At 70.9% G+C, this 21,063-nt stretch carries 19 protein-coding genes; 11 read left to right on the top strand and 8 right to left on the bottom strand.

Features of this window, described 5'->3' with window-relative positions; genetic code table 11:
• Position 1: 1 nt before the first annotated feature.
• The 3 genes from H7965_RS00770 to H7965_RS00760 all read right to left on the bottom strand — a co-directional run bounded on the left by H7965_RS00770 (position 2) and on the right by H7965_RS00760 (position 4,894).
• Positions 2-3,793, bottom strand: a complete 3,792-nt coding sequence (locus H7965_RS00770; protein WP_186768605.1) for a peroxidase family protein — start codon at positions 3,791-3,793, stop codon at positions 2-4.
• A gap of 374 nt (positions 3,794-4,167) precedes the next feature.
• Positions 4,168-4,443: a glycine zipper domain-containing protein gene (locus H7965_RS00765; protein WP_186768604.1), complete on the bottom strand. Its 276-nt coding sequence runs from the start codon at positions 4,441-4,443 to the stop codon at positions 4,168-4,170.
• Positions 4,444-4,456: 13 nt separating this feature from the next.
• On the bottom strand, positions 4,457-4,894 hold the full coding sequence (locus tag H7965_RS00760; protein WP_186768603.1) for a Rap1a/Tai family immunity protein: 438 nt from the start codon (positions 4,892-4,894) through the stop codon (positions 4,457-4,459).
• 129 nt (positions 4,895-5,023) lie between these two features.
• On the opposite strand from H7965_RS00760, the gene H7965_RS00755 reads away from it, so the two are divergent.
• The 7 genes from H7965_RS00755 (at position 5,024) to H7965_RS00725 (ending at position 10,261) form a co-directional block, all read left to right on the top strand.
• A complete protein-coding gene (locus H7965_RS00755) occupies positions 5,024-5,164 on the top strand; it encodes a hypothetical protein (RefSeq protein ID WP_186768602.1) in 141 nt (46 codons plus the stop codon).
• A gap of 204 nt (positions 5,165-5,368) precedes the next feature.
• The gene (locus H7965_RS00750) at positions 5,369-6,622 is read left to right on the top strand and encodes an MFS transporter (protein WP_186768601.1); all 1,254 of its coding nucleotides are present in this window, start codon (positions 5,369-5,371) and stop codon (positions 6,620-6,622) included.
• 106 nt (positions 6,623-6,728) lie between these two features.
• A complete protein-coding gene (locus H7965_RS00745; RefSeq protein ID WP_186768600.1) occupies positions 6,729-7,100 on the top strand; it encodes a YciI family protein in 372 nt (123 codons plus the stop codon).
• Positions 7,097-8,368: an RNA polymerase sigma factor gene (locus H7965_RS00740; RefSeq protein WP_186768599.1), complete on the top strand. Its 1,272-nt coding sequence runs from the start codon at positions 7,097-7,099 to the stop codon at positions 8,366-8,368. Before H7965_RS00745 ends, H7965_RS00740 begins: the two co-directional genes overlap by 4 nt.
• A 71-nt stretch (positions 8,369-8,439) precedes the next feature.
• Positions 8,440-8,865, top strand: coding sequence for a VOC family protein (locus H7965_RS00735; RefSeq protein WP_186768598.1), 426 nt, complete (start codon positions 8,440-8,442; stop codon positions 8,863-8,865).
• A 34-nt stretch (positions 8,866-8,899) separates the two neighbouring features.
• A complete protein-coding gene (locus tag H7965_RS00730) occupies positions 8,900-9,985 on the top strand; it encodes a WD40/YVTN/BNR-like repeat-containing protein (RefSeq protein WP_186768597.1) in 1,086 nt (361 codons plus the stop codon).
• A 12-nt stretch (positions 9,986-9,997) separates the two neighbouring features.
• Positions 9,998-10,261 (top strand): MoaD/ThiS family protein, encoded by a 264-nt coding sequence (locus H7965_RS00725; RefSeq protein WP_186768596.1) that lies wholly within the window; start codon positions 9,998-10,000, stop codon positions 10,259-10,261.
• Between the two features lie 34 nt (positions 10,262-10,295).
• Here H7965_RS00725 and H7965_RS00720 read toward each other — a convergent pair whose 3' ends face one another.
• The 4 genes from H7965_RS00720 to H7965_RS00705 are packed head-to-tail and all read right to left on the bottom strand — an operon-like array spanning position 10,296 to position 13,349.
• Positions 10,296-10,799, bottom strand: a complete 504-nt coding sequence (locus H7965_RS00720; RefSeq protein ID WP_186768595.1) for an SRPBCC family protein — start codon at positions 10,797-10,799, stop codon at positions 10,296-10,298.
• Between the two features lie 3 nt (positions 10,800-10,802).
• On the bottom strand, positions 10,803-11,138 hold the full coding sequence (locus H7965_RS00715; RefSeq protein WP_186768594.1) for an ArsR/SmtB family transcription factor: 336 nt from the start codon (positions 11,136-11,138) through the stop codon (positions 10,803-10,805).
• Positions 11,139-11,198: 60 nt separating this feature from the next.
• Positions 11,199-13,013, bottom strand: a complete 1,815-nt coding sequence (locus tag H7965_RS00710) for an ABC-F family ATP-binding cassette domain-containing protein (protein ID WP_186768593.1) — start codon at positions 13,011-13,013, stop codon at positions 11,199-11,201.
• 33 nt (positions 13,014-13,046) lie between these two features.
• Positions 13,047-13,349: a type II toxin-antitoxin system Phd/YefM family antitoxin gene (locus H7965_RS00705; RefSeq protein ID WP_186768592.1), complete on the bottom strand. Its 303-nt coding sequence runs from the start codon at positions 13,347-13,349 to the stop codon at positions 13,047-13,049.
• 124 nt (positions 13,350-13,473) lie between these two features.
• Between H7965_RS00705 and H7965_RS00700 the strand changes: the two genes are divergently transcribed.
• Positions 13,474-14,493 carry a YMGG-like glycine zipper-containing protein gene (locus tag H7965_RS00700; RefSeq protein WP_186768591.1) on the top strand — a complete coding sequence of 340 codons (1,020 nt, stop codon included), beginning with the start codon at positions 13,474-13,476 and terminating at the stop codon, positions 14,491-14,493.
• A gap of 166 nt (positions 14,494-14,659) precedes the next feature.
• On the top strand, positions 14,660-17,542 hold the full coding sequence (locus H7965_RS00695; protein ID WP_186768590.1) for a caspase family protein: 2,883 nt from the start codon (positions 14,660-14,662) through the stop codon (positions 17,540-17,542).
• A 124-nt stretch (positions 17,543-17,666) separates the two neighbouring features.
• On the opposite strand, the gene H7965_RS00690 is transcribed toward H7965_RS00695, so the two are convergent.
• Complete coding sequence (locus H7965_RS00690; protein WP_186768589.1) at positions 17,667-18,911, bottom strand: CinA family nicotinamide mononucleotide deamidase-related protein; 1,245 nt, start codon at positions 18,909-18,911, stop codon at positions 17,667-17,669.
• A gap of 81 nt (positions 18,912-18,992) precedes the next feature.
• Between H7965_RS00690 and H7965_RS00685 the strand changes: the two genes are divergently transcribed.
• Positions 18,993-19,478 carry a flavodoxin family protein gene (locus H7965_RS00685; protein WP_186768588.1) on the top strand — a complete coding sequence of 162 codons (486 nt, stop codon included), beginning with the start codon at positions 18,993-18,995 and terminating at the stop codon, positions 19,476-19,478.
• A gap of 320 nt (positions 19,479-19,798) precedes the next feature.
• The gene (locus H7965_RS00680; RefSeq protein WP_222440409.1) at positions 19,799-20,353 is read left to right on the top strand and encodes a chlorite dismutase family protein; all 555 of its coding nucleotides are present in this window, start codon (positions 19,799-19,801) and stop codon (positions 20,351-20,353) included.
• Positions 20,354-21,063 lie beyond the last annotated feature (710 nt).

The raw sequence follows: 21,063 nt of genomic DNA, 5'->3' as shown, positions 1-21,063 counted from the left end.
CTCAGGCAATCACGAAGACATCCGCCGCGCCAAGCGCCGGCAGCCCGTCCAGCCGGGCGATGAGCACCGCCTCCGCCGTCGCCGTGCCATCCGCATCCCACCACAGGCTGCCATCGGTGGTGCGGTAGACGAACTGTCCGATTCCGCAGTCCGCGTCGGACAGGCCGGTCGCATTGGCGGTGAACCGCCCCGGGTCCAGCCGCCCGGAGGCTTCAAGGCCGCCGCCGAAGCCCGCGGCGGAAACCGTGATCCGGTCGTCACCCGGTGCGAAGTCGCGGATGCTGTCGCCGCCCTCGGCCGCCGTTCGGTACTCGAAGCTGTCCGCGCCTTCGCCGCCGACCAACGTGTCGGCGCCCTGGCCGCCGAGGAGCGTGTCGTCGCCGCCCCGCTCGGCAATGATGATCTCGCGCAGGATGGCCCCGCCCGGGGCATGCATGGTCAGCGCCACCTGCAGCGCGGCATCGCCATGCAGCAGGTCGCCGCCGCCGCGCCCCTCGATCCGGTCGTTGCCGCCGCCGCCGAGGATGATGTTGCCGCCATCGAAGGTCTCGGCGCCCATGAGCAGCGCCGCGAGACCATCGATCAGCCCGGCATCCGTCAGCCTGTCCGCGGCGCTGTCGTCGCCGCGCAGCACATCGTCGCCGGCCGAGCCCGAGAGCCCCTCGACCGCGTCGATGTTGATCGCCCAGAGATCGGCGACGATGCCGCCGCTCGCGTCGGCGACGCCAAGCCAGTCGAAGCCGCGGCCGCCATCGATGCCGTCGGCGCCCTCGGCGCCCAGGATGATGTCGTCGCCGTACTCGCCGCGCACCGTGTCATCGCCGTCGCCGCCGATGAGCACGTCATTGCCGGGGATCGGCGTCAGGTCGAAGGGATCGTCGTTGTCGCCGGCCAGCAGGTCGGCCGCGCCGCCACCTGCCAGCCAGTCGTCGCCTTCATTGCCGTTCAGCGCCGTTGCATCCTCGCCGGCGATGACGATGTCGTTGCCCTGGCCGGCGAAGACCTCCTTGGGGCCGGTGCCGGGACCGATGAAGTCGTTGCCCTTGCCGCCGAGCAGGAGATCCTCGCCATCGCCCGGGTCGATAGAATCATCGCCGCCGCCGCCCTTCAGCACGTCATCACCATCGCCGCCGAGCAGGGTGTCGTCGCCCTCGCCGCCCACCAGCGCATCGTTGCCGCCGCCGCCGCTCAGCCAGTCGTCGCCGCCATCGCCCCATAGCGCGTCGCCGCCGCCGCCGGCGATGATGCGGTCGCCCTCCGTGGTCCCGCCCATGACCACATGGCCGTCGCCGAGGTATGCGACGGTGCCATCGGCGGCGACCTCGACCAGGCCGGGCGGGAAGCTCGCCGGGTCGGCCAGCTCGATGGTGTGATCGGGTGTCGAGAACACGTCGAAGGGCAGGTGCCCGACGCCGGTGTTGCGCATCATCAGCTCGGCGAAGGAGGATTCCTCGAGCTGGACGAAGAGATTCAGCCCGGCGGTGCGGGCAAGATAGTAGAACCGGTCGCCGTTCTGCAGCGCCTCCATCTGGGTCTCGAAGACGAAGTTGAAGGTGGAGCCGAGCAGCCCGCTCGAGGCGAGGGTCTTCTCCGCCAGGCCGCCGATCCAGAAGTCGATGGCGTCGACGCCGGTCCCGGGCCGGTCGGCCGCCCATTCGCCGGTGCCGGCGAGGAAGTCCAGCCGGTCGTCCGGCGCATCCGCGCCGCCCAGCACGACCGCCGCCGCCGCCGTCCGCTTCGCCGCCAGCGTCGCCGCGCCGGCGATGTCCGGATGGGTGCCATAGGCGGCGATGAAATTCACCAGGGATTCCGGGTGCTTCAGGTTGGCCCCGAACTCCAGCCAATTGTCGTAGGGCTTCAGCGCCGGGTCGCCGCCGGTGCCGCGGTGGAACTCCCGCCTGGCCTCGTTCAGCGGCGGCACGCCGGTATCGCGGGCGCGCGCCATGTTGATGGCGGCAAGGTCGAGCGGCAGGCCGAGCAGGTTGTTGCGCAGCGCATCGGTGACGAATTCGTCGATCTCGTTGCCGCGCTGGCCGGTGGTGCCGCGGATAATGGAGGCCGCCGCCTGATCCGAGGTCAGAGCCCCGTCGCGGCTGAAGCCGAGCGGGTTGAGGAAGGCCTCGACCAGTTCAATGTCGGCGCTGCTGCCATCGGCATCGGTGCGCGGCAGCGTCTCGGTCAGCATGGAATGGCCGAAGCGATACACCACATGGGCGAATTCGGCGACGATCGCCGGATCGATGGTGGTGTCATAGGCCTCGAACTCATCGACCCCGGGCTGCACCCGGCGGGCAAATTCCTCGAACACCAGATGCTGGTACTGCATCTCCGTGCCGAAGCGGGCCGCCTGGAACAGCCGCTCGCCGTTCCACTCGCCGGGGCTCGTCTGCCATTCGGCGATGAAATCGGCATCGCCGGTGGCCAGCACGACCTGCTTCACCTGGTCGACCAGCCGGTTGTGCTCGGAATGGAAGATGTGATGGACGGCGGTGAGGCCGATGTTCTCGTTGCCGCGGCCGTCGCCGACGACGTAATGCGCGTCCAGCAGCTCGTTGTCGTAGTTCCCGCCGTCACCTGCGCCGCCGGCACCGCCGCCACCCGAATCGCCATCACCTGCGCCGCCGACGGCGCCGCCGCCGGTGACGACCTCGCCCGAGCCCGGGCCGGCAAGGCCGACCGCGTTGTCCGGATCGGCGGTCTTGCCGGTGGGGTCGGCGTCGCGGGCGATATCCTCGAGGAAGGCATGGCCGGTGCGGATCGCCTCGGCGGTGCTGACCGGAGCGCCGAGATTGCCCTCGATCAGCCCTGAGCTGGTGACAATCTGCGGCAGGCCGTTCGGGCCGCGGATGAAGCGGCCATAGGCGTCGGTCGCCAGCAGCGGCAGGTCGGTGACGTCGGTGTCGGCCAGTTCGATGCCGAGCAGCGCGCGCGCCTGCGCCTTGATCCCGCCCCAGGTGACAAGGCCGCCATCGGCGCCAGCCAGCAACCGGCCGGTGGCGACCGGGTGGCCCCCGGCGTCGAGCGCGTATTCGCGCAGGAAGACCTGGTGCGAGGGGTGGGAGCTGTAGGTCTGGTTCTGGTCGACGAAGGGGGTGGTCCTGTTGATCTGCTCATGGATGTCGTCGGCGGTACCGAGCACGCCATCCGGGCCGGGCTGGTTGGTGGCCCGGGTGAGCACCATGAAATTGGTCTCGTCGCCGCTGTTGGGCACGCCGTCCGCCCCGCCGGCGTCGTAGAGCGGATCGTCGGGGGAGAGGGGCATGAAGACGGCGCCGCTGCCACTCTTCTCCACCAGATCGAGGCCGTGGTCGAAGAACTGGCCGAACAGGGTGTACCAAGTGTTGAACGGGGCGGCACCGGGATCGCCCGGCACGCTGTTCGGGATCGGCAGGGGGCCGTCCGCCGCACTGCCTGCGACGGCGCTGGCGGCCGGGTTGGCGGCGGTCTGGTCGGCGATGAGGTTGCTGATCCTGCGTGGCTGCGAATCCGACACGATGCCGCTGGTCCGGGCGTAGGAGGTCGGGGTGGACGGCATGCCGCCCGGACCGTCGAGGTCGAGGACGCCGGCATCCCGGAACACCGGCGACAGCAGCCGTGGGAAGAGCCGGTCGGAGGCGCCGTAGTTCTGCTGGCCGGGGAGCAAGTTGTTGTCGGTGCCTGCCACGGTACGGAGCCCGAAGGGCAGGGAGGGGTCGCCGATCAGGTCGGTCAGCGGCTGGCCGGCTGAATTGGCTTCGGCGATGGCGATCTGCCGTACGATGAAGGTTAAATCGTCCCGGGAAAATTCAACCATTAAATTATATCCTGTCTAATATCTCCCAATAGACCGCTGAATTTAATTCGACGCAGTTCAAAATTAGTTCGTTCGGGCAGAAGAAGGTAATATTTCGGCTGTGCGGGGAGTATTTGGTGCACCGGACAACTTCATATGCGGCCTGGATTGGAACGAAATCGGCCGGCGCGGAGAGCCGCGCGGCCAGCACCGGCCGGCCGGGGGACGTGAGAGCAAGGAGTCCATGGTCGGCACCAGATCCGCGCCGAACCCAAACGCCGCAGAATGAGGCGCCGGACGGGGTCACCGTCCGGCGCGCCAGCTGGTCAACCGCGGTCCCGCCAGGGGCGGCATGTTACGCCAGCGGCACCGTGGCTGCGGGTGTCGTCAGGCGCCTACCGGTAGCGGCGGTTGCCACGCGGCGGGGGGCCATAACCCCGCTGGGATTGCTGCGACTGGTCGTAGAGATAGCCGCCGGCGCCGCCGGCACCGGCGCCGAGCAGCGCCCCCAGCCCCGCATCGCCGGCGAATGAGCCGAGCACGCCGCCGACGGCAGCGCCGCCCAGGGCGCCGGTCGCGGTGCGCTGCTGCGTCTGGGACAGGTTGCCGCAGGCGGACACGCCCAGCGCGACGAGGAGGAGAAGGGCGAAACGCATCGAGCCCAGGGTCATGGTCGTGGTCTCCTTAGCGGGCCGGCCGCGCTGGGCGCGTGGTGGTGGTGGTGGTGGCAGGCGGGCAGGGGTAGGTGGCCTGGGCCCAGCGCAGCAGGCCATCCAGTGCCGGCTCATTGGCATGGGCCGGGTTGGCCCGCATCCAGGCGGCGAAGGCCACGCCAGATTCGGCAATGGTCGGCCCCGGCGTCGGCAGGCAGTAGAGCGGACGCAGCCGGCCGCCCGCCGGGTGCAGCAGGGTGTGGTACTGGCCGGCGCTGGTCAGGAAGCCCTGGCAATAGGCGATGGCCTCAAGCCGCGGCACGCCGGACCAGGACGGGTCGCAGACCGCGGCCAGGTCGGCGGCGGTCTGGACCTGGGTGACGATGCGGGAGGTGGCAGTCGGCGACGGCTGCGCCAACGCCATGGGCGATGCTAGGCAAACAAGCGCCGCGATAGTTGCAATGCGCATGGCAAGATCTCCTGTTGTTCTCATCGGCAGCCGCCCGCGCCTTCGCAGCCGGAAGGGCGGGGCTTCGGCCGTGGAAGGCCGGTGCCGGTGGTAGATCGTAGCCTGAATACGCTCCAGTGAAAGACGCGGATGCGCACGAATCTCCGTCGCATCGCGCTGCGCGGCATGGACATTCTGCTCCTGGTTGCTCGCGACAGCACAGGGTTCCGTGCAAGCCTTGCCATGCGCGTGCCGGTAGTGGCTGGCGAAACAGTGGTTGCGGCCGGCTGAGGTGTCGCAGGCCCGCCGTGCCGCAGGGCGTGGCCGCAGCGTTTGTCACGAATTCGTGTTGATGGGCCCGGCGCGCAGGACAGGTGCCCGGCATTGGCCGGTCGCGGTGACGGCGGCCCGAAACAACCGCGGCAGCGGCAACTCCGGCGCATGACGCCAGGCCGGCGGTGTACGCCCATCCGGAAGCTGCTCTACCATGGCGGCATGTCAGACTCCCCCGACGGGCCGAAGCCATCCTCCGCCCGGCGGCCGTGGCTGATCCTCACCGGCGCCTTCCTCGCCTTCACGGTCGGCGCCAGCGCCATGCATTCCTACACAGTCTTCCTGCTGGCCTTCGTCGAGGAGTTCGGCTGGTCGCGCGCCGAAAGCTCGCTGGCTTATTCGGTGGGCCAGCTGGTCGGCGGCTTCAGTTCGCCGCTGGTCGGCGGCATGGTGGACCGGTTCGGCGCGCGCCGGATGATCCTGCTCGGCGGCGCGCTGCTGACGCTTGGCCTGGTCGGCAGCGCCCAGGCCGATGCGCTGTGGCAGATCGTGCTGCTTTATGGCGTGGTGATGACCTTCGGGGCGAATTGCGTCGGCCTGCTGGTCTTCGTGCCGCTGATCTCCGGCCTGTTCCCCACCCGGCGCGGCATGGCGATCGCCGTGCTGCAATCCGCCAATGGCTTCGGCCGCGCGGTCTCGGCGCCGGTCAGCCAGATGCTGATCAGCGGCGTCGGCTGGCGCGCCGCCTATCTGCTGGAGGGGGCGGCAACGCTGCTCCTCCTGCTGCCGCTCGCCGCGCTGTTCGGGCGCGGCGGCAGCGGCGCGGCGGCCACGACGGCGCGCGGCACCCCTGCGCCGGTGCGGCACTGGACGCTGTCGGAGGCGATCCGCACCACGCAATTCTGGCTGCTGTTCCTCGTCTACATGTTCACCAGCATCGGCAGCTTCCTGGTCTCGCTGCACCAGATCGCCTTCGCCGTCGATGTCGGCTTCGACCCGCTCTACGCCGCCAGCGTGCTCGGCATGGGCAGTTTCCTGGCGATGCCGGGGGTGATCCTGACCGGCACCCTTTCCGACTACATCGGGCGCGAGGCCTCGGCGCTGCTGGCCTATGGTATCTCCATCCTCGGCGTGGGCTGCGCCCTGGCGATCACCGGGCCGGACCAGCACCTGCTGCTCTGGCTGCACGCCTGCTTCTTCGGCCTGACCTGGGGGGCGCGCGGGCCGGCGATCACCGCGAAGACGGCGGATCTCTTTCCCGGGCCGCGGCTCGGCACCATCCTCGGCGTCATCACCATCGGCTCCGGGCTGGGGGCGGCGCTCGGCGCCTGGGCGGCGGGCTGGATCTTCGACATCTCCGGCAGCTACCGCGCGGCCTTCCTCTGCTCGATCGCGGCCTATCTCTGCGGCTCGATCGCCTTCTGGGCGCTGCGCCGCCCGCCTGCGCCCCGGGCCGCGGTGGTGGAGGCCGACTGAGGCGAGGCCGGGGACAGAGTCTCCGCGCCGGCGCGATTTTTTGCCGGCCCGATGTCGGCCCTGGGGCATGCTCCGCCGTCCTGTGACCGGGGAGGGAAGGCCACCCATGCTCTACGCCATACTTTGCTACGATTCCGAAGACGTCGTCAGCGCCTGGTCCAAGGAGGAGGATGCCGCCGTCATGGCGAAGCTCGCCGTGGTGCACCAGAAGCTGGCCGCGGCCGGGCGGCTCGGCCCGGTCGCGCGGCTGCTGCCGACCACGGCGGCGACCACCGTGCGCAAGGGGCGCGAGGCGCTGGTGCTCGACGGCCCCTTCGCCGAGACCAAGGAACAGCTCCTCGGCTTCTACATCGTCGACTGCGCCGACCTAGACCAGGCGATCGAGACCGCGCAGGAGCTTTCGCGCGCCAGCAGCACCAGCGGCGCCTATGAGCTGCGCCCGATCGGCTACTTCGTGCCCGGGAGCGCGCCGGGGTGAGCGAACTGGCCTGGATCGAGGCGGCGCTGACCGCCGCGCGCCCCCGCGTGGTGAGCGCCCTGCTGCGGTATTTCCGCGACCTCGATACCGCGGAGGAAGCCTTTCAGGACGCCTCGCTGCGGGCGCTCGGCACCTGGCCGGTGAACGGCCCGCCGCGCGACCCGACCGGCTGGCTGATCCTGGTCGGCCGCAACCGCGGCATCGATGTCCGGCGCCGCCAGGCCCGCCAGGCACCGCTGCCGGAGGAGGATCACCTCTCCAACCTCGATGATGCCGAAGCGCCATTGGCCGAGCGGCTGGACCAGGCCGATTACCGGGACGACGTGCTGCGCCTGCTGTTCATCTGCTGCCATCCGGAGCTGCCGGCGAACCAGCAGATCGCGCTGGCGCTGCGCATCGTCTCCGGCCTTGGCGTCGCGCGCATCGCCCGCGCCTTCCTTGTCAGCGAGGCGGCGATGGAGCAGCGCATCACCCGCGCTAAGGCCCGCGTCGCCGCCGCCGCCGTGCCCTTCGAGACGCCGGGCGCGCCGGAGCGGGCGGAGCGGCTGGGCGCGGTGGCCGCCATCCTCTACCTCATCTTCAACGAAGGCTATTCCGCCGGGGCGGCGGAGCCGGAGCGCGCCGGGCTCTGCGACGAGGCGATCCGGCTGGCCCGGCTGCTGCTGCGGCTGTTCCCCGCCGAGCCGGAGATCATGGGGCTCGCCGCGCTGTTCCTGCTGCAGCGCGCCAGGGCGGCGGCGCGGTTCGACGCGGCGGGGGAGGTGGTGCTGCTGGAAGCGCAGGACCGCCGGCTGTGGAACCCGCAGATGATCGCCGAGGGGCTGGCGCTGATCGACAAGGCGATGCGCCACCGCCGTGCCGGCGCCTACCAGGTCCAGGCCGCCATCGCCGCGCTGCATGCCCGCGCCGCGCGGCCCGAGGAGACCGACTGGGCGCAGATCGAGCAGCTCTACGCCGCGCTGGAGCGGCTGCAGCCCTCGCCGGTGATCACGCTGAACCGCGCGGTGGCGGTGCTGCAGCTGCACGGGCCGGCGGCGGCGCTGGCGATGATCGAGCCGCTGGCGCCGCGGCTTTCCGGCTATTTCCACTACTTCGGCGTGAAGGGCGCGCTGCTGCGAAAGCTCGGCCGGACCGAGGAAGCCCGCACCGCTTTTGGCCAGGCTATCGCCCTCGCCGGCTCGGCGGCCGAGGCGGCGCATATCCGCCAGCACCTCGACCAGCTGACGCAGGAGTCGCCGCCGTCGCGGCAAGGCGAAAGGACGGGCTGATTTAATCCGCCGCGGCTGTCGGGGCGCGTCACCCTGTGGCGTCCTTGGGGCGAGGTGCAAGGAGGACAGCGATGACAGCCGAGACCACCGCCGCCAGCCAGCCGCAACACCCCCCGGTGCTCGGGGGCGTGGCGCCCTATCTCACCCTCAGCAATGCCAGCGCCGCCGCGGAATTCTACGAGCGCGCATTCGGCGCCGAGACGGTGGCGCGGATTCCGCCCGATGACAGCGGCCGCACCATGCACATCCACCTGTACATCAACGGCGGCTCGGTGATGCTGAGCGACGCCTTTCCGGAGCATGGCCACCCGCTGCGGCCGCCGCAGGGCTACGCCCTGCATCTGCAGGTGAAGGACGTCGATGCCTGGTGGCGCCGCGCCACCGCCGCCGGGGCGGTGGTGGTCCTGCCGCTGCAGCTGATGTTCTGGGGCGACCGCTACGGCCAGCTGCGCGATCCCTACGGCGTGAGCTGGTCGCTGGCGGCCCGCAATGGCTGACGGCGCGGCGGCACCCAACCACGGAGGGGGAAAGATGACGTCGAGGCTGCTCATCCTGCTCGGAACCAAGAAGGGCGCCTTCATTCTGGAGAGCGACGCGGCGCGCCGCGACTGGGTGCAGCGCGGCCCGTTCTGCGACGCCTGGCCGATCTGCCACGTCATCGCCGACCCGGCGACCGGTGTCATCCACGCCGGCGGCGGCAATGAATGGTTCGGCCCGGCGGTCTGGACCTCGGCCGATTTCGGCCAAAGCTGGACGCATTCCAGCCAGGGCCTCGCCTACCCCGCCGGCGAGGCGCCGATCCGCGCGGTGTGGAGCCTGGCGAAGGGCCTCGGCGGCGTGCTCTACGCCGGGGTGGAGCCGGCCGGGCTGTTCCGCAGCGAGGATGGCGGGGTGAGCTGGCAGCATGTGCATGGGCTGCGCGACCACCCCTCGCGGCCGCAGTGGCAGCCGGGCGGCGGCGGGCTGATCCTGCACGCGCTGGTGCCGCACCCGACGGATGCGCGCCAGCTCTGGGTCGGCATCTCCAGCGCCGGGGTGTTCCATACCGCGGATGGTGGCGAGAGCTGGCAGCCGCGCAACAGCGGCATCCGCTGCGACTACCTGCCGGAGGACCAGCGCTACCCGGAAGTTGGCCAATGCGTGCACGGGCTGGCGCTGGCGCCCGGCATGCCGAACCGGCTGTACCAGCAGAACCACTGCGGCATGTACCGCAGCGACGATGGCGGCCGGAGCTGGCAGAGCATCGAGGCCGGGTTGCCCTCCTCCTTCGGTTTCCCCGCCGCGGCGCATCCGCGCGATCCCTCGACGGTGTTCCTGCTGCCGCTGAACGGCGACAGCGCCGGCCGCTACGTGCCCGATGCCAAGGCCGCGGTGTGGCGCAGCCGCGACCGCGGCGAAAGCTGGCAGGCGCTGCGCGAGGGGCTGCCGCAGCAGAACGCCTTCATCGGCGTGCTGCGCCAGGCGCTGGCGACCGACCCGCTGAGCCCGGCCGGGGTCTATTTCGGCACCAGCTCCGGCAGCGTCTTCGCCAGCGCCGATGAGGGCGACCACTGGCGCTGCATCGCGGAGCACCTGCCGGCGATCTCCTCGGTGGAGACGCTGGTGGTCGAGGCCTAGGGGCAGGCGGCCATGGTGGTGGTGACCTTGCCGGGCGCGCTGCTGCGGCTGTTCCCGGGCGCGGTGCGGCGGGTGGAGGTGGAGGCCGGCTCGGTCGAGGAAGCGATCGCCGCCCTGGAGGCGCGCTGGCCGGGCATGCGCGACCGGCTGTGCGATTCGAGGCCGGCGCTGCGGCGCCACCTGAACGTCTTCGTCGATGGCGAGAAGGCCGGGCTGGCGACGCCGCTGGCGCCGGGGGCCGAGATGATCGTCATGACGGCGATCAGCGGGGGGTGACGGTCCCCCCGCCGCGGGCAGGCGAGCGTTCCGGTCAGCCCGGCTGTGCCAGTAGCCGGTCGAGCAGCTCGAAACTCCCGCCCCAGCCGCCGTTCATCGAAGGCTTGCTTGCGGTGAAGGTCTTCAGCTCTTCGGCGGTGGGCGAGATCGGCGTCCAGCGCAGCTTGACCTTCGTCGCCTCGCCCGCCGCCTCGAAGAGGACGGTCGTCAGGATTTCCATCGGCCAGCTGCCGCCGAAGGGTGTGGGGGCCAACCGGCCCTGCTCGTCGGCGAAGGAATGCACCCAGACCAGGCGCGACGGCGCCTCCACCTCCCGATAGACGAACCTGCCCCACATCCTGCCGCCATCCGGCGCATCCAGGCGGAAATGCAGCATCCCGCCCGGCCGCAGCTCGGAGCGGAGGACGGTGGTGGTGGAGCCCTTGGGCCCGAACCAGCGGCCGAGCATCTCCGGCTGCGTCCAGGCGTCCCAGACGCGCTGGCGCCGGGCGTTGAAGACGCGCGCGATGACGAATTCGGAATCGGCGGAAGCGTCCATGCGTCACTGTTCCCCTTGCTGTGGGCCGGCTGTGTCCAGCAGCGCGTCGAGGCGGTCGAAGCTGTCGCTCCAGAGGCTCCGCACCTGCTCGAACCAGGCGGCGGTCTCCTCCAACGCATCGATCCTCAGGCGCCGTGGGCGGGATTGCGCGGCCTGGCCACGCTCGATCAGCCCCGCTGTCTCCAGCACCTTCAGGTGCTTGGAGATGGCGGGCTGGCTGATAGGGAAGGGTTTCCGCAGCTCGGAGACGGTGGCCTCGCCCTGGGCCAGCCGGGCGATGATCGCCCGCCGGGTCGGATCGGCCAGGGCGGCGAGCTTCAGGCTGAGCAGGTCATCCATAGCCCATAAGGTATATAACCAAATGGCTATTTACAAGGCACTGCCGGAGAAAGGGGGCCGCTACCCCGCCTCGATCTCCTCACGCAGCATCTCCAGCTCCAGCCACTCCTCCTCCGCCGCCGCCAGCGCCGCCTCCTTCTCGGTCAGCGCCGCGGTGAACCGCTCGAACCGCGCCCGGTCGCGGGTGTAGAGCCCCGGCGCCGCCAGCACGGTCCGCAGCTGGGCGATCTCCGCCTGCAACGCTTCCATCCGGCCGGGCAGGGTTTGCAGCGCGTGTTGCTGCTTGAAGGTCAGCTTCCGCTTCGCCGCCGGGGCAGGGGCCGGCGCCGCCGCGGGCTTCGCCGCCGCCCGCTCCGGGGCCGCGGCCGGCTTCGCCTCCACCCCGCGGCCGCGCTGGGCCAGCATGTCGGTGTAGCCGCCGGCGTATTCCTGCCAGCGGCCGTCACCCTCGCTGACGATCACGCTGGTGCAGACCCGGTCGAGGAAGTCGCGGTCGTGGCTGACCACCAGCACCGTGCCGGCATACTCCGCCAGCAGCTCCTCCAGCAGGTCCAGCGTCTCCAGGTCCAGATCGTTGGTCGGCTCGTCCAGCACCAGCAGGTTGGAGGGGCGGGCCAGCGCCCGCGCCAGCATCAACCGCCCCCGCTCGCCGCCCGAGAGCACCCCCACCGCGGTTCGCGCCTGATCCGGCACGAAGAGGAAATCCTTCATGTAGCCGACCACGTGGCGGCGCTGGCCGCCGACCTCCACCTGGTCGCCGCTGCCGCCGGTCAGCGCCTCGGCCAGGCTCAGCGCCGGGTCCAGGCTGTCGCGGCTCTGGTCGAGTGTCACCATCTGCAGGCCGGTGCCGAGCCGCACCGTGCCGCTGTCGGGTTGCAGCTCCCCGGTCAGCAGCTTCAGGAGGGTGGTCTTGCCGGCCCCGTTCGGCCCGACGATGCCCACCCGGTCGCGCCGCAGGATGCGGGTCGAGAAGTCCCGCACCACCGGCGCGGCGCCGTCATAACCCTTGGTCACCGCCTCGGCCTGCGCCACCAGCGTGCCGGAGCCCTCGCCCTCGGAGGCCGCCATGCGCACCGTGCCGGTCGCCTTCAGCGCGTCGCGCCGCCGCTGCCGCAGCGCCGCCAGCTCGCCCACCCGGCGCATGTTGCGCTTGCGCCGGGCGGTGACGCCGTAGCGCATCCAGTGTTCCTCGCGGACGATCTTGCGGTCCAGCTTGTGGGCCTCGCGCTCCTCCTCCTCCAGCACCTGGTCGCGCCAGGCCTCGAAGCCGGCGAAGCCCTTTTCCAGCCGCCGCGTGGTGCCGCGGTCGAGCCAGACCATGGCGCGCGACAAGGTCTCCAGGAACCGCCGGTCGTGGCTGATCAGCACCAGCGCGCCGCGCATCGAGGCCAGCTCCGCCTCCAGCCAGGCGATGGCCGGCAGGTCGAGGTGGTTGGTCGGCTCGTCCAGCAGCAGGATGTCGGGGGCGGGGGCGAGGGCGCGGGCCAGCGCCGCCCGCCGTGCCTCGCCGCCGGAAAGCCGGCCCGGCGCCTCCTCCCCGGTCAGGCCGAGCTGCTCCAGCAGCCAGCGCGCCCGATAGGGGTCATCCCCCGGGCCGAGGCCGGCCTCGACATGCTCCCACACGGTGCGGGCGCCGCCGAAATCCGGCTCCTGCGGCAGGCTGCGCAGGGTGGCGCCGGGTTGCAGGAAGCGGGTCCCGGCCTCCGGCTGCAGCACTCCGGCCGCGACCTTCAGCAGGGTGGACTTGCCCGAGCCATTGCGGCCGACCAGCGCCAGCCGCTCCCCCGGCCCGACCGAGAGCGTCGCCCCGGTCAGCAGCGGGGTGGTGCCGAGGTGGAGGTGGATGTCCTGGAGCAGCAGAAGGGGTGGGGCCATGCGGCTGGCACATCCCCGCCGGGGCCGGCCGCGTCAAGCCGGGCCGCGCGGCTTCCGGCCTCGCCTCGGCCGGTCGGCGGGGTCGACATCGATCACCGGCGGCCGCGGCACGGCGCCCCAGACCCGGCGCCAGATGTCGAGCGGCAGCAGCACGAAGCTTTCGCGCCCATGCCGCGTCAGCACCACGGGGCCCTGGATCGCCTGGTCCACCAGCGCCGGCACCGCCGTCTCCACCGGCTCGAGGTCGAGGCGCGGCAGGCCTTCCAGCCCCGGTGCCGGGTCGTCCTCGGACAAGGGGCGGATGGGCTCGTCCGCTTCATCCCGCCATCCCGACATGCGCTGCGCGATCTCCGACTGACATGGCCATCCTGTCACGGTCCGGTGGCATGGCGCAGCAGGGCTGGCAACCACCAGGAACGATTGATACTGTCGGCCGTGAATTCAACCGGAGCGTCCTCGCTTGGCCCGTCAGCCCAACCGGATGATTGCGATCGCCACCTCGGCCGTGCTTCTGGCCGGTTGCGTCACCACGCGCAGCGACCGGATCGGCGCCGATGACGGGTCCGACAGCTGCCGCCAGCAGGTCGTCGCGCTCGACAGCACCGGCAATTTCTTCGCCGAGGACATCCTGCGCGGGGCGGCCTTCGGGGCGGCTGGTGGCGCCGCGCTCGGGGGGATCATCGGCGGCAATTGGCGCAGCGCGCTGATCGGCGCCGCCGCCGGGGCGGCCACCGGCGCCGCCGGCGGCTACCTCGCGGCGCTGCAGCAGCGCAGCGCCGACCAGTCCGGGATCCAGGCCAGCCTGGTCTCCGACCTGTCGCGCGAGAATGCCGAGCTGGACCGTACCCAGCTTGCCTTCAACCAGTTGATGGACTGCCGCTTCCAGCAGGCGCGGGAGGTGCGGGAGGCGTATCGCCAGGGCCGCCTGCCGCGCGGCACGGCCGAGGCCGAGATGACGGCCCTCCGCGCCCGTACCCAGCGCGACATCGCCCTGGCCCGCAGCATCGACCAGCGGATCGGCACCCGCGGCGCCGAATTCGAGACCGCGATCGAGAGCGTCGCCCCCGGCACCAAGGCCAGCTACGAGGCGCGCCGCAACGCGACCGCGGTCAATGCCCTGGCGCGGGCGCCGGTTGCCCTGAAGCTGCGGCCGGAGGCGGGGGCGCCGGAGATCGGCCGGCTCGCCGCCCGCCAGCCGGTGCGGATCCGCCCGATCGCCCCGGGCTACGCGCTGGTGCAGACCCAGGATGGCGAGCGGCTGGGCTATGCCGAGCAGAGCGCCTTCAACAGCGCCGGCGGTCGCGGCGTGGCGCTGCCGCGCCAGGCCGAGCCGCGCGCCCAGGCGGCCGGCCCGGCGGTGAACAGCGACACTCGCACCCTGGCGGCCAGCAACATCGCCCGGCGCGAGGGCTTCTCCGAGAGCGTCGCCAATGCGGAGATGGCAGCCTCGGGCGGCGGCGGCTTCGAACTGGCCGGCTGAGCCCATGCGCCGGCTGTTGGCGCTGATAGCGGCGGTCGTTGGTCGTGTGCGGCCAACCATCCCTCAGGTGCCGGGTGGTTTCCTCCGGAAGCCTTGGCTACGCGGCAGGTGCCGCGGGCCGCGTTCGCAATCTTGGCATGAATGGAGCATTCACGCCGCAGGCGTGATGCTGCTGCTCGCGGCGCCAGCCCTGGCCCAGCCGGGCGGGCAGCCGCCGCAGGCGCCGGTGCTGCGGGTCGAGGTCGCGGCGCATACCGCGCATATCTCCCGGCTGGCCACCGATGCCGCCGGCCGGCTGCTCGCCAGCGTCTCGGATGACAAGACGCTGCGGCTTTGGGCGCTGCCCGGTGGGGCGCCGCGCGGCGTGCTGCGGCCGCCGATCGGCCCGGATGCCGAGGGCGAGCTCTACGCTGTCGCGCTCTCGGCCGATGGCAGTCGCGCCTTCGCCGCCGGTTACACCGGGCGGAGCTGGGACGGGAATTTCTGCATCTATGTCTTCGACACCACGAGCCGGCGGCTGATCGCGCGGCTGCCCGGGCTGCCGGCGCCGGTCCTGCACCTGGCCGTCTCGCCGGATGGCACGCGGCTCGCCGCGGCGCTCGACGGCCGCGCCGGCATCCGGGTCTGGGATGCCGGGACCGGCCGGTTGCTCGGCGAGGACACCGCATATGCGGGCGCGGCGCGGATGCTGGCCTTCGATGCCGCCAACCGCTTCGCAGTCAGCGCCGCCGATGGCCGCATCCGGGTCTATGACGCCACCGGGCGCAAGCTGGCGGAGAAGGTGCCGCTGGCCGGCGCCCGGCCCTATGGCATCGCCATCTCGCCCGATGCGACCCTGCTGGCGGTCGGCTACGAGGATCGGCTGCGGGTCGATATCCTCGCCCTCGCCGACCTTCGCAGCCTGCTCGCCCCCGATGTCGCCGGGCTGGCCGGGGAGGGGTTGCCGGCGGTTGCCTGGGCCAGCGACGGCCGGGGCGGGGTGCAGCTGCATGCCGCGGGCTATGCCCGGCGAGCGGGCGGGCCTTCCGGCTTCGTCATCCGCCGCTGGGCCGATTTCGGCCTCGGCCCGCCGAGCGACATCGCCGCGGCGCGCGATACCATCACCCAATTGCTGCCGCTGCCGCAGGGCGGGCTGGCCTTCGCCGCGGATGACCCAGGCTGGGGCCGGCTGGCCGCCGATGGCACCCTGGCCCAGGGGCCGCGTCCGGTGACCGCCGAGTGGCGGGCGACGGCGGCAAGCCTGGCGATCGCGCGGAATGGGTTGCGGCTGCGCTTCGCCCTGGCGCCAGGCGCGGCGCCGCTGGTCTTCGATGCCGCGGAGGGCCGGATCGAAGCCCCCGACCCGGCGGAATCCCTGGCGCCGGCCCGCACCACCTCCGGCCGCATCGCGGTGGCCGACTGGCGCAACACCAACCGGCCGCGGCTCGGCCAGGGCGCCAATGCCACCGTGCTGCGGTTGGGCGAGCGGGAGTTCGCCCGCAGCCTCGCCATCCTGCCGGGCGAGCGGGGCTTCCTGCTCGGCACCGACACCCATCTGCGCCGCTACGACGCCGCTGGCGTGCCGCAGGAGGCGCTGGCCCTGCCGGGCGCCGCCTGGGGGCTGGCCGTCGCCGGCAATGGCGTGGTGGCCGCGGCGCTCGGCGACGGCACGCTGCGCTGGTACGGGCCGGCGGAGGACGGCCGGCTGGCCGAGCGCGGCGCCCTTTTCGTCCATGCCGATGGCCGCCGCTGGGTGCTGTTCACCCCGGATGGGCTGTTCGACCATGCGCCGGAGGGCGGCCAGGACCTGGTCGGCGTCCACCTCAACCGCGGCCGGGCGCAGACGACGGAATGGGCCAGCTTCCGCCAGGCCTACCGTGCCCTCTTCGCGCCCACCGAAACCCGTGCCCGGATCGCCGGGGATGCGGCGCCGGCGGCGGCGCGGGTCGCCAGCCTCGGCGCGGTGCGGGAGCGGATCGACCGGCTGCCGGTGCTGAGCCCGGGCGAGGCCTGCGCGGTGCTGGCGGATGGCGGATGCCAGCCACTCAGCTGGGGCGGCGGCGTGCTGCCGGAGGGGGCGACGGCGCTACGGCTCGGGCTGGTGGCGGAGGATCGCGGCCTTGGCCTCGGGCCGCTGGATGTGGTGGTGAACGACCGCATCGCGGTGCGCGGCATGCCTGCCGCCGGGGCGGCCAGCATCGAGGTGCCGCTCGACCCCGGACCGAACCGCATCGCCACCCGGCTCTACGCCGAGGACCGCACCCTTTTCGCCGAGGGGCCGGGGCTGGAGCTGCGGCGGGAGGGCGAGGCGCAGCCGCCGCCCGATGCCGGAAGGCTGCTGGTGCTGGCGATCGGCGTCGACCGCTATGCCAACCCGGAGCTGAATCTGCGCTTCGCCGTCGCCGATGCCCGCACCGTGGCGGAGACCCTGCGCAGCGCCGGCGGCGGCTTGTTCCGGGACGTCCAGGTGACTTTGCTGACCGATGCCGAAGCCAGCCGCGCCGGCGTGCTGGCGGCGCTGGACGCGCTGGCCGAGCGGGCGCGGCCGGAGGATACCTTTGTGCTCTATATCGCCGGCCACGGGCTGCGCACCGAGCCGGACCGGCGCTTCCTCTTCCTGCCGGCGGATGTGCGCGACGTCTCCTCCCTGGCCGCGCTGCGCGGCCAGGCGCTGGACGATGAGGCGCTGGTCGGGGCCATTGCCCGGATCCGCGCGCGCGATGGCTTCCTCTTCATTGACACCTGCCACGCCGGGCAGCTGACGGTGGACAGCCTCTCGGCTCTCGGCAACGAGACCGGGCGCTTCCTGCTGGCCGCCAGCACCAGCGTGCAGGAAGCCCTCGACAGCTACGACGACCGCAACGGGCTGTTTGCCGTCGCGGTGCGCGAGGGGCTGGGTGGCAGGGCGGCGGTGGATGGCGAGGGGCGGGTCAGCGCGCTGGCTCTCGGCGAATGGGTAACGCGGCGGGTGCCGCAACTGGCGGCGGAGAAGCGGCATCGGCAGGATGCGGTGTTCCGCACGGCGCAGCGCGACCTGCGCAGCTTTCCGCTGGCGCGGGTGGCGCGGTAGGGAAGCACCGGGGGCTCCTGGTGTCCTGACCCTTCCGTTCGCCACATTTCGTGACGAGCTTCAGGTTCGGGACACTGGACCGCACGCCGCCGCGGGCTGACCCCGGCTTCATCTCCAGCCCGGGTCAGCGCCGCTCGAAATCCACCCGCTCCTCGACCGGCAGGCCGAGCAGCCGGCGTCGCAGCACGTCCAGGCCGAGTTCCGCCGCGCCCAGGCGGACCCAGTCGCGGTTGCCGATCAGCCTGGCCTCGCGCGAGACCGTGCCCGTGGCATCGGCGACGCCGAGGCAGATGCGCCCGCCGGCATCATTGCCCTCCTCCAGCGCCACCAGCACCGCCAGCGCATGGCTGGCGCCGCTGCTCTCGCGCAGGCCCGCCGCCACCTGCGCCGCCGCCTCCGGCGTGATCACCGCCACCGCCACGCCACAGGCGGCGCCGAGCTGTGCCAGGTCGCGCGCCACCACGCCGCGGCGGAACCGCGTCTCGGCGCCCGGCCCCTGCACCAGCCGCGCGGCGATGCCGCCGCCGGTCAAGGTCTCCGCCACCGCCAGCGTGCCGCTGCCGAGCGCCTCCAGCACCACGCCTTCCAGGGTCTGGTCATCCTCGGCGACGATGAAATTGCCGAGCCGCCGCCGCACCTCGGCCTCCATCGGCGCGAGGATCGCCTCCAGCCCCGCGGTATCGGCGGCGCGCGCCGCCAGCTTGGTTTCGAGCTGCGGGTAATGCGCCTGGAAGCCGAGCTTCACTGCATTCGCCGGCGCCATCGCCTCGATGCCCGCCAGCATGTCGTCGGCCCGGCTCTCGCCGATGCCGAAGGAGTGGAAGCGCTTCAGCCGTGTCACCCTGGCGCGGCCTTCCTTCGCCAGCAGCCGGGGGATGATCTGCTCGTCCAGCATGCGCCGCATCTCGCGCGGCACGCCGGGAGTGAAGTAGAAGCGGGCGCCGTCGATGGTGACGGCGAAGCCGCAGGCGGTGCCGATCGGGTTATCAATGAACTCGGCGCCGTCCGGCAGCATCGCCTGCTTGCGGTTGTTCGGCGGCATCGGCCGGTTGCGCTTCGCGTAGAAGGCTTCCATGCGCGCCAGCCAGGGCTCGTGCAGCACCAGCGGCACTCCGGCCGCCTCGGCCGCGACCTCCTGGCTGAGATCATCCACCGTCGGGCCGAGCCCGCCGTTCACGATCACCACCTCGGCCCGCGCCGCGGCCTGGCGAAAGGCGGTCAGCAGGGCAGGGCGGTCATCGCCCACGGTGGTGCCCCAATGCACGCCGAGATCGACCTCGACCAGCCGGCGGGCGATATGGCCGTAGTTGGTGTTGACGGTCTTTCCGGTGAGGATCTCGTCGCCGGTGCAGAGGATCTCGATGCGCATTGCGCGTCCTTATTCGTTGGGCTGGCGTTGCCGGCAGCATAGGCCGGATCGGTGCGCCGGCGAGTCCCGGAGGCGCGGTGGATGAGGACGCTGCTGATCGTGTTCCACTCCAACACCGGCGGCACCCGGCAGATGGCCGAGGCGGCGGCGCGCGGCGCGGCCGCCGAGGCCAGGGTGCTGCTGCGCCACGCCGATGATGCCGGGCCGGAGGCGCTGCTGGACGCCGATGGGGTGATCTTCGCGACGCCGGAGACCCTGGCGGCGATCGCCGGGCCGATGAAGAGCTTCTTCGACCGTTGCTACTACCCGGTGCTCGGCCGCATCGAGGGGCGACCTTACGCGGTGATGGTCTGCGCCGGCAGCGACGGGCAGAACGCGATCCGCCAGCTTGCCCGCATCGCCACCGGCTGGCGGCTGCGCGCCATCGCCGAGCCGATCCTGGTCTGCACCAGGGCACAGACACCGGAGGCGATCCTGGCGCCGAAGACCATCCCGGCGGCGGAGCTGGCGCGCTGCGAGGAACTGGGCGCCGGCTTCGCCGCGGGGTTGGCGATGGGGGTGTTCTGAGGTCCCGGGAGAGTGTCCGGCAGAAGCGAAGGACCCGGCCCCGAGCCTGAACGCGCGCCTACACCATCATGGTCGGAGCTGATCCTAGGACATGCACATCTCGGAAATTCGAGCGAACTCAGATACCTGGAGATGTGCTGATCTATCCGTAAGGCGTTGTTTCCAGAGCATTCCAGCTAGATGTGTGGCCATCAAACCCATTGTTCCTGGGGGCGAATTTTACAAATACCTGTGGTTTTGCGGGATCGCCGGCCGGCTCGCACGGCACTGCGTGCCAGCCGGGAACTGTCGTGCGGCAGGCGATGGCAATAGGATGCGCCATGCCGCCACCGCTCCTCGTCACCTTCGTCGGCTGCACCTCGGGCCTCTGGCAGGTCGATCGCGTCAGCCCAGTCATCGGCGAGGCGCTGCCCATGGCCGCGCGGCTGGCCGTGCTGGAAGGCGCCGGCGCCGCACCGCCGCCGGAGGCCGCCTGGGCGCTGCGCGGCGTGACCAGCAATCCGCGCTACACCAACCGGGCGGAGCTGAACGCGTTGGGCGCGGTGCAGCAGGGGCTGCTGCGGCCGCAGGCGACCCGCGCCGCGCTGATCCCTATCCGCAAGACGGAGGCTTGGTGGGCACTGGCGCAGGATGAACGCCGGGCGATCTTGGAGGAGCAGTCGCGACATATCGGCATCGGCATGGAATACCTGCCGGCCGTCGCCCGCCGCCTGTACCACAGCCGCGAGCTGGGTGAGCCCTTCGACTTCCTCACCTGGTTCGAATACGCGCCGGAGCACGCGGCGGATTTCGAGGAACTGGTTCGCCGCCTGCGGCAGACCGCCGAATGGGCCTATGTGGACCGCGAGGTGGATATCCGCCTGAGCCGCACTTAGCTCGACTTTGGCCAATTCTCGAAGAGGCTCTAATAATTTCAAGGCTTTATTCTGAACGAGGCAGTGCAAGCTAAGTCACTGACCTTGCAGGTGTTTGCCCGAAATTGGCCAAAGCCCAGCTCAGATACAACCGAATTAGAAGAAACGGCATTGAATGATAAAATCGCGATTTCATTGACATATACATCTTGAAGCTGTGTTCATATGTTTGCTGACATCTAGCCTCCTGCGCGATGCTGTTAGCCAATATCTCTGTAAAAAGGGAAACGCTTCTTTGCTTTTCTATTATCCAGGAAAGGAATTAAGATATGATTTCATCTTTACGCAAACTTACTCTTGAAGAGCTTGATCAGGTCAGCGGCGGTACATCCTACTACGATCCATGTGATCCTTGCTGCCCTACTCCACCACCTACTCACGGAAAGCCTGGAAAAAAAGGAAATAACGGCTTTGGCAATGGTGGAGGAGATGGTTCTCCGAACGGTAAAGAGGATATAAACCGCTAAGTATAGATGAGACAAATATTATAATAACATTATATAGGGCCCATTGTGGCCCTTATTTTTCTCGTATATTTGGACTAAGCTGAAATTAGGCCAGTTTTCCTGACCGTCCGGCGACAAAATTGCTCGTTGCCTTGAATGCCCCTCGTAGCGGTTGGGTTTGCTGCTCTATCGGCTGAGCATAGACAGCTCGAAATCCCCTCACAG

It is taken from the genome of Siccirubricoccus deserti (assembly GCF_014283215.1).
GTDB classification, from domain to species: domain Bacteria; phylum Pseudomonadota; class Alphaproteobacteria; order Acetobacterales; family Acetobacteraceae; genus Siccirubricoccus; species Siccirubricoccus deserti.
The sequence above is the reverse complement of the archived record's forward strand: the minus strand, read 5'-3'. Positions and strand labels throughout refer to the sequence as shown.

Bases quoted from the DNA above. Each gene is read 5' to 3' on its own strand.
- H7965_RS00770 (WP_186768605.1), bottom strand. From the start codon at position 3,793: ATGGTTGAATTTTCCCGGGACGATTTAACCTTCATCGTACGGCAGATC.
- H7965_RS00765 (WP_186768604.1), bottom strand. From the start codon at position 4,443: ATGACCCTGGGCTCGATGCGTTTCGCCCTTCTCCTCCTCGTCGCGCTG.
- H7965_RS00760 (WP_186768603.1), bottom strand. From the start codon at position 4,894: ATGCGCATTGCAACTATCGCGGCGCTTGTTTGCCTAGCATCGCCCATG.
- H7965_RS00755 (WP_186768602.1), top strand. From the start codon at position 5,024: ATGCGCACGAATCTCCGTCGCATCGCGCTGCGCGGCATGGACATTCTG.
- H7965_RS00750 (WP_186768601.1), top strand. From the start codon at position 5,369: ATGTCAGACTCCCCCGACGGGCCGAAGCCATCCTCCGCCCGGCGGCCG.
- H7965_RS00745 (WP_186768600.1), top strand. From the start codon at position 6,729: ATGCTCTACGCCATACTTTGCTACGATTCCGAAGACGTCGTCAGCGCC.
- H7965_RS00735 (WP_186768598.1), top strand. From the start codon at position 8,440: ATGACAGCCGAGACCACCGCCGCCAGCCAGCCGCAACACCCCCCGGTG.
- H7965_RS00730 (WP_186768597.1), top strand. From the start codon at position 8,900: ATGACGTCGAGGCTGCTCATCCTGCTCGGAACCAAGAAGGGCGCCTTC.
- H7965_RS00725 (WP_186768596.1), top strand. From the start codon at position 9,998: ATGGTGGTGGTGACCTTGCCGGGCGCGCTGCTGCGGCTGTTCCCGGGC.
- H7965_RS00720 (WP_186768595.1), bottom strand. From the start codon at position 10,799: ATGGACGCTTCCGCCGATTCCGAATTCGTCATCGCGCGCGTCTTCAAC.
- H7965_RS00715 (WP_186768594.1), bottom strand. From the start codon at position 11,138: ATGGATGACCTGCTCAGCCTGAAGCTCGCCGCCCTGGCCGATCCGACC.
- H7965_RS00710 (WP_186768593.1), bottom strand. From the start codon at position 13,013: ATGGCCCCACCCCTTCTGCTGCTCCAGGACATCCACCTCCACCTCGGC.
- H7965_RS00705 (WP_186768592.1), bottom strand. From the start codon at position 13,349: ATGTCGGGATGGCGGGATGAAGCGGACGAGCCCATCCGCCCCTTGTCC.
- H7965_RS00695 (WP_186768590.1), top strand. From the start codon at position 14,660: ATGCTGCTGCTCGCGGCGCCAGCCCTGGCCCAGCCGGGCGGGCAGCCG.
- H7965_RS00690 (WP_186768589.1), bottom strand. From the start codon at position 18,911: ATGCGCATCGAGATCCTCTGCACCGGCGACGAGATCCTCACCGGAAAG.
- H7965_RS00685 (WP_186768588.1), top strand. From the start codon at position 18,993: ATGAGGACGCTGCTGATCGTGTTCCACTCCAACACCGGCGGCACCCGG.
- H7965_RS00680 (WP_222440409.1), top strand. From the start codon at position 19,799: ATGCCGCCACCGCTCCTCGTCACCTTCGTCGGCTGCACCTCGGGCCTC.